Origin of the sequence: Pseudomonas sp. HMSC067G02, assembly GCF_001813485.1 — a bacterium.
Classification (GTDB): Bacteria; Pseudomonadota; Gammaproteobacteria; order Pseudomonadales; family Pseudomonadaceae; genus Pseudomonas; species Pseudomonas aeruginosa.
Genome location: NZ_KV812642.1, coordinates 267,120 through 273,405, shown reverse-complemented (window position 1 = coordinate 273,405; position 6,286 = coordinate 267,120). Strand labels below are relative to the sequence as shown.

At 66.7% G+C, this 6,286-nt stretch carries 5 protein-coding genes; 2 read left to right on the top strand and 3 right to left on the bottom strand.

Translation table 11 applies throughout. The features are described from left to right. Positions 1–538 precede the first annotated feature (538 nt). The 3 genes from HMPREF2914_RS09170 to ybaK form a co-directional block, all read right to left on the bottom strand. Positions 539–1,324: a PhzF family phenazine biosynthesis protein gene (locus tag HMPREF2914_RS09170; RefSeq protein ID WP_023092590.1), complete on the bottom strand. Its 786-nt coding sequence runs from the start codon at positions 1,322–1,324 to the stop codon at positions 539–541. 195 nt (positions 1,325–1,519) lie between these two features. Further along, entirely contained in the window at positions 1,520–3,004 is a 1,485-nt protein-coding gene (gene glpK, locus HMPREF2914_RS09165; RefSeq protein ID WP_003092161.1) for a glycerol kinase GlpK, read from the bottom strand. 63 nt (positions 3,005–3,067) lie between these two features. Beyond that, on the bottom strand, positions 3,068–3,538 hold the full coding sequence (gene ybaK, locus HMPREF2914_RS09160; protein ID WP_003092163.1) for a Cys-tRNA(Pro) deacylase: 471 nt from the start codon (positions 3,536–3,538) through the stop codon (positions 3,068–3,070). A 264-nt stretch (positions 3,539–3,802) separates the two neighbouring features. Between ybaK and glpF the strand changes: the two genes are divergently transcribed. Then, a complete protein-coding gene (gene glpF, locus HMPREF2914_RS09155; RefSeq protein ID WP_023092589.1) occupies positions 3,803–4,642 on the top strand; it encodes a glycerol uptake facilitator protein GlpF in 840 nt (279 codons plus the stop codon). Positions 4,643–4,681: 39 nt separating this feature from the next. Continuing rightward, a complete protein-coding gene (glpK, locus tag HMPREF2914_RS09150; protein WP_003092168.1) occupies positions 4,682–6,199 on the top strand; it encodes a glycerol kinase GlpK in 1,518 nt (505 codons plus the stop codon). Positions 6,200–6,286: the final 87 nt, after the last annotated feature.

The window sequence follows — 6,286 nt, the reverse complement described above, 5'->3', positions numbered from 1 at the left end:
TCCTTCTGCAAGCGTCCAAAAGACTCGCCCTGCCACTCGGAGGGCGTGCCAGGAGCCCGATCCGTAGGGCGAATGACCGCTTGCGGTTATCCGCCGGCTTTCCAGGGCATCGGCGGATACCGCCTGTGGCGGTATTCGCCCTACGGGACTATATCGCTCGCGATTTCTTAGCTACACGGCAGTGATGGGGGACGCCGTTGCTTAGCGCTTGAGCGGGCGTCATGTTTGGTGGTCAAGCTGTTTTCTGTGCCTGCCTTGACCTCTTGTTTCGCCTTCCCAGGCGAGTTCCTTTTGCAAGCGTCCAAAAGGAACCAAAAGACTCGCCCCGGCATCCGGCCCCAGCCGCTTCTCGGCTGGGGTGCCCTCCTGACGGGGCGGGTTTGCCGCCCCACCACTTGGAGGGCAAGCCTCACTTCGTGCATGCCAGGAACCCGATCCGTAGGGCGGATAACCGCAAGCGGTTATTCACTCTACGGATCAGGGCTTCGGTATGTGGAAGTCTGGCATGCACGAGGTCATCCCCCCTCCTGAAGCGCCCTCAGCCCAATCGAATCCTTCCGCTCGCCACCAGCACCGCATGCCCGGCGATACTCACCCGCTCGCCCTCCAACCGGCACCACAGCTCGCCGCCGCGCGCCGAGCACTGCTGGGCGGTCAGCGACAGTTTGTTCAAGCGCTGGGCCCAGTAGGGAATCAGGCTGCAATGCGCGGAGCCGGTGACCGGGTCTTCGTCGACGCCCATCGCCGGGGCGAAGAAGCGCGAGACGAAATCCTTCTGCAGACCCCGCGCGGTGACGATCACTCCACGCCAGGGCAGCCGCGCCAGGGCCGCGAAGTCGGGGCGACAGGCGCGCACCGCCTCTTCGGACTCGAGCAGCACCAGCAGCTTGTCGGTGGAGCCCAGCACATCCACCGGCGGCAGGCCCAGGGCCTGCTCCAGCTCGACGGTGCTACCGACCTCGCTCGGATACTGCGCGGGGAAATCCAGGACCAGCCGCTCGTCCTCGCGGTTGACCCGCAGCGCACCGGAGCGCGAGATGAATTCCAGGCGCTCGCCCGGCTCGTCGTAGACCTCGAACAGTACGTGGGCCGCAGCCAGTGTGGCGTGGCCGCAGAGCGCCACCTCGACGCTCGGGGTGAACCAGCGGATCCGCCAGGCCTCTCCTTCGCGAACGACGAAGGCGGTCTCGGAGAGGTTGTGCTCGGTCGCGATCATCTGCATCAGCTCGTCCGCCAGCCAGGCGTCGAGGCGATAGACCACGGCGGGATTGCCACTGAACGGGCGGGAAGAAAACGCGTCGACCTGGTGGAACTCGAACTGCATGGCAGACCTCCTGGGAACGATCGCCACAGCATGCCGCCGCAGGCTCCGGGATGGGCGATACAGTGCGATCTTTTCCGATCGTAACAGTGGGACTTCGCCCTGCCTTCGACCCATTGCCCGAGCGGGCGTTTGCGGCGACCTGCCGGCGTTGTGAAGCCGCCGGCAAAAACGCCGCCTTTTTCCGCGAAACGCCGCTCAGGCCTCGCTGCGCACCCGTCGCACCGCGTTCTGCCAGCCGGCGTAGAGTTCGCCGCGGCGCTCCTCGGCCATGTGCGCGGCGAAGCGGCGCTGCAGGTGCCAGTGGCTGGCGATGTCGTCCAGATCGCGATAGAAGCCGGCCTTCAGCCCGGCCATGTAGGCCACGCCGAGGGCGGTGGTCTCGGTGACTTCCGGGCGCTCCACGGTGACACCAAGGATGTCGGTGAGGAACTGCATCACCCAGTTGTTCACCACCATCCCGCCGTCCACCCGCAGCGCGCTGGGCGGCGTGCCGTCCTGGCGCATCGCTTCGAGCAGGTCGCGGGTCTGGTAGCAGACCGATTGCAGACCGGCGGTGACGATCTCCTTGATTCCGGTGTCGCGGGTCAGGCCGAAGATCGCGCCGCGCGCCTTCGGGTCCCAGTAGGGCGCGCCGAGGCCGGTAAAGGCCGGCACCAGGTAGACGCCGTTGGAGTCGCCGGCCTGGATCGCCAGGGCTTCGCTCTCGTGGGCGTGGTCGATCAGCTTGATGCCGTCGCGCAGCCATTGCACCGCGGCGCCGGCGACGAAGATGCTGCCCTCCACCGCGTAGCTGACCTTGCCGTCCAGACGGTAGCCAACCGTGGTGAGCAGGCGGTTCTTCGAGGTCACCGGCTGCTCGCCAGTGTTCTGGATCATGAAGCAGCCGGTGCCGTAGGTGCTCTTCACCATGCCCGGCTGGAAGCAGGCCTGGCCGATCAGCGCGGCCTGCTGGTCGCCGGCCATGCCCAGCACCGGGATCGCCGCGCCAAGCAGCGACGGCTCGCTGACGCCGAACTCCGCCGCGCAGTCGAGTACCTCCGGCAGCAGGCTGCGCGGGATCTCGAACAGCGCCAGCAATTCCTCGTCCCAGTCCTGGCTGTGGATGTTGAACAGCAGGGTGCGCGAAGCGTTGGTCGCGTCGGTGCGATGGGAGCGGCCGCCGGTCAGGCGCCAGAGCAGGAAGCAGTCGACGGTGCCGAAGCGCAGCTCGCCGCGTTCGGCGCGCTGGCGGGCGCCGGGCACGTTGTCGAGGATCCAGCGCAGCTTGGTGGCGGAGAAATACGGATCGATCAGCAGCCCGGTGCGCGCGCTGACGTTCGCCTCGTGGCCGGCGGCCTTGAGTTCGGCACAGTAGTCGGCGGTACGACGATCCTGCCAGACGATGGCCGGGTGGATCAGGTCGCCGCTGGCGGCGTCCCAGACCAGCGTGGTCTCGCGCTGGTTGGTGATGCCGATGGCGGCGATGTCGGCCGCGCGCAAGCCCTTGCGGGCGAGCGCGTCGCGACAGACCTGGAGGGTGGTCAGCCAGATTTCCTCGCCGTCGTGCTCCACCCAGCCGTCCTTCGGGAAGTACTGCTTGAATTCCTGCTGGCAGCTCGCCACCGGCAAGCCCTGGGCACTGAACACGATGGCGCGGGAGCTGGTGGTGCCCTGGTCGATGGCGAGGAGATAGTGGGACATGGAAAACCTGACAGATTGAAAAGTAAGACGAATGCCGACCGCTAGGCCGGCGGGATTAGCGGTTCATTCGCGGCCGATGGCGGCGAACGAACCCTGGGTCAGCTGGGCCAGCACCTCGGCCGCCAGCTCCACTTCCAGCCCGCGCCGTCCTGCGCTGACATGGATGCTCGGGTACTGCCGCGCGCTTTCATCGATGAAGGTACGCAGGCGCTTCTTCTGCCCCAGCGGGCTGATCCCGCCCACCAGGTAGCCGGTGGCCCGCTGCGCCGCCTGCGGATCGGCCATGTCGGCCTTCTTCGCCCCCGCCGCATGGGCCAGGGCCTTCAGGTCGAGACTGCCGATCACCGGCACCACCGCCACCAGCAACTCGCCCTTCTCCGTGGCGGCGAGCAGCGTCTTGAACACCCGCTGCGGGTCCAAGCCGAGCTTTTCCGCGGCCTCCAGGCCATAGGAAGGTGCCTTGGGGTCGTGGCTGTAGCTGAGCACCTTGTGCTCGGCGCGGGCCTTTTTCAGCAGGTCGATGGCAGGGGTCATGGTCACTCCCGGAGAAGAACGTTGGCTGAAAACCGGCGCCTACCTTAAGCCATCGCCGCCCCTGCTGCACGGGCGCCGATGCCGCGGCCCGCGTGCCTCGGTAGCGATATTCGATTGGCCGCGAAAACGAAACCGGAGGGTCGTTTTTCGGACAAACGTTCATCTTCGCGCTTTGACAGCATTCCTTTGTGAATATATTTTTTCGAAACTGAACAATTTTCACGGCTGCCCGCCATAATTACAAGAACAGACAAGAGAGGCCCCATGACCACCGCCGCCCCGACCCCGTCCCTGTTCGGCCAATGCCTGGCCGAATTCCTCGGCACCGCCCTCCTCATCTTCTTCGGCACTGGTTGCGTCGCGGCCCTGAAGGTCGCCGGCGCCAGCTTCGGCCTGTGGGAAATCAGCATCATCTGGGGGGTCGGCGTGAGCATGGCGATCTACCTCAGCGCCGGCGTCTCCGGCGCCCACCTGAACCCGGCGGTGAGCATCGCGCTATGGCTGTTCGCCGGCTTCGAGGGGCGCAAGCTGCCGTACTACATCACCGCCCAGGTGGCCGGTGCGTTCTGCGCCGCAGCGCTGGTCTACACTCTCTACAGCAGCCTGTTCATCGAGTTCGAACAGGCGCAGAACATCGTCCGCGGCAGCCAGGACAGCCTGGCCCTGGCCTCGGTGTTCTCCACCTATCCGCACCCGGCGCTGTCGGTCGGCCAGGCGTTCCTCGTCGAAGTGGTGATCACCGCCATCCTCATGGCGGTGATCATGGCTCTTACCGACGACGGCAACGGCCTGCCGCGCGGTCCGTTGGCGCCGCTGCTGATCGGCCTGCTGATCGCCGTGATCGGCAGCGCCATGGGCCCGCTGACCGGTTTCGCGATGAACCCGGCGCGCGACTTCGGCCCCAAGCTGATGACCTACCTGGCCGGCTGGGGGCCCATCGCCTTCACCGGCGGCCGCGAGATTCCCTACTTCCTGGTGCCGATCTTCGCCCCGATCCTCGGTGCCTGCCTCGGCGCCGGCGGCTATCGTGTACTGATCGCGCGCCATCTGCCGAGCGCCGCGGCGCCCGCCGAAGCCGAGCCGGAGAAGGTTCGCGCTTCCTGACCGCCCGCTCTTTCCTGCCATAGCCACAAGGCCACAGCCATGACCGACAAGCACAACAAGAAATACGTCGTCGCCCTGGACCAGGGCACCACCAGCTCCCGCGCCATCGTCTTCGACCGCGATGCCAACGTGGTCAGCCAGGCCCAGCGCGAGTTCGCCCAGTTCTATCCGCAGGCCGGCTGGGTCGAACACGATCCGATGGAAATCTGGGCCACGCAGAGTTCGACCCTGGTCGAGGCCCTCGCCCAAGCCAGCATCGAGCACGACCAGGTGGCCGCCATCGGCATCACCAACCAGCGCGAGACCACGGTGGTCTGGGACCGTCACAGCGGTCGGCCGATCCACAACGCCATCGTCTGGCAGTGCCGGCGCAGCGCGGCGATCTGCGCGCAGCTCAAGCGCGACGGGCTGGAAGACTACATCCGCGAAACCACCGGTCTGGTCACCGACCCGTACTTTTCCGGGACCAAGCTGAAGTGGATCCTCGACAACGTCGAAGGCGCCCGCGAACGCGCGCGCAACGGCGACCTGTTGTTCGGCACCATCGACACCTGGCTGATCTGGAAGCTCACCGAAGGCAAGGTCCACGTCACCGACTACACCAATGCCTCGCGGACCATGCTGTTCAACATCCACAGCCTCGACTGGGACGCACGGATGCTCGAGGTGCTCGACATTCCCCGCTCGATGCTGCCCGAGGTGCGCAACTCTTCGGAGGTCTACGGCAACGCCCGGATCGGCGGGGTCGGCGGCGGCGAGCTGCCGATCGCCGGGATCGCCGGCGACCAGCAGGCCGCCCTGTTCGGCCAGATGTGCGTGGAACCGGGCCAGGCGAAGAACACCTACGGCACCGGCTGCTTCCTGCTGATGCACACCGGCGACAAGGCGGTGAAGTCCACCCATGGCCTGCTCACCACCATCGCCTGCGGTCCGCGCGGCGAGGTCGGCTACGCCCTGGAGGGCGCGGTGTTCAACGGCGGCTCCACGGTGCAGTGGTTGCGCGACGAACTGAAGGTGATCAACGACTCCTTCGATTCCGAATACTTCGCCACCAAGGTCAAGGACAGCAACGGCGTCTACCTGGTACCGGCCTTCACCGGACTCGGCGCGCCCTATTGGGACCCCTATGCGCGCGGCGCAGTGTTCGGCCTGACCCGTGGAGTCAAGGCCGACCACCTGATCCGCGCCACCCTGGAATCCATCGCCTACCAGACCCGCGACGTGCTCGACGCCATGCAGCGCGATGCCGGCGAACGCCTGCGCGCTCTGCGCGTCGACGGCGGGGCGGTGGCCAACAACTTCCTCATGCAGTTCCAGGCCGACATCCTCGGCACCCGCGTGGAACGTCCGGTGATGCGCGAGACCACCGCCCTCGGCGCCGCCTACCTGGCCGGCCTGGCCTGCGGCTTCTGGAGCAGCCTCGACGAGCTGAAGAGCAAGGCGGTGATCGAGCGGGTGTTCGAGCCGGAGTGCGACGAGCCCCGGCGCGAAAAGCTCTATGCCGGCTGGAAGAAAGCAGTGGAGCGCACTCGCGGCTGGGACGACGGCGAACTGTGACGAGCTGGCGCCATTCGTCCGCCGCGATGCGGCGAATGGCGTGTTCCCCGGCGCCGCTCTGGCATGCCCTGGGTAACGTTTGCGCGC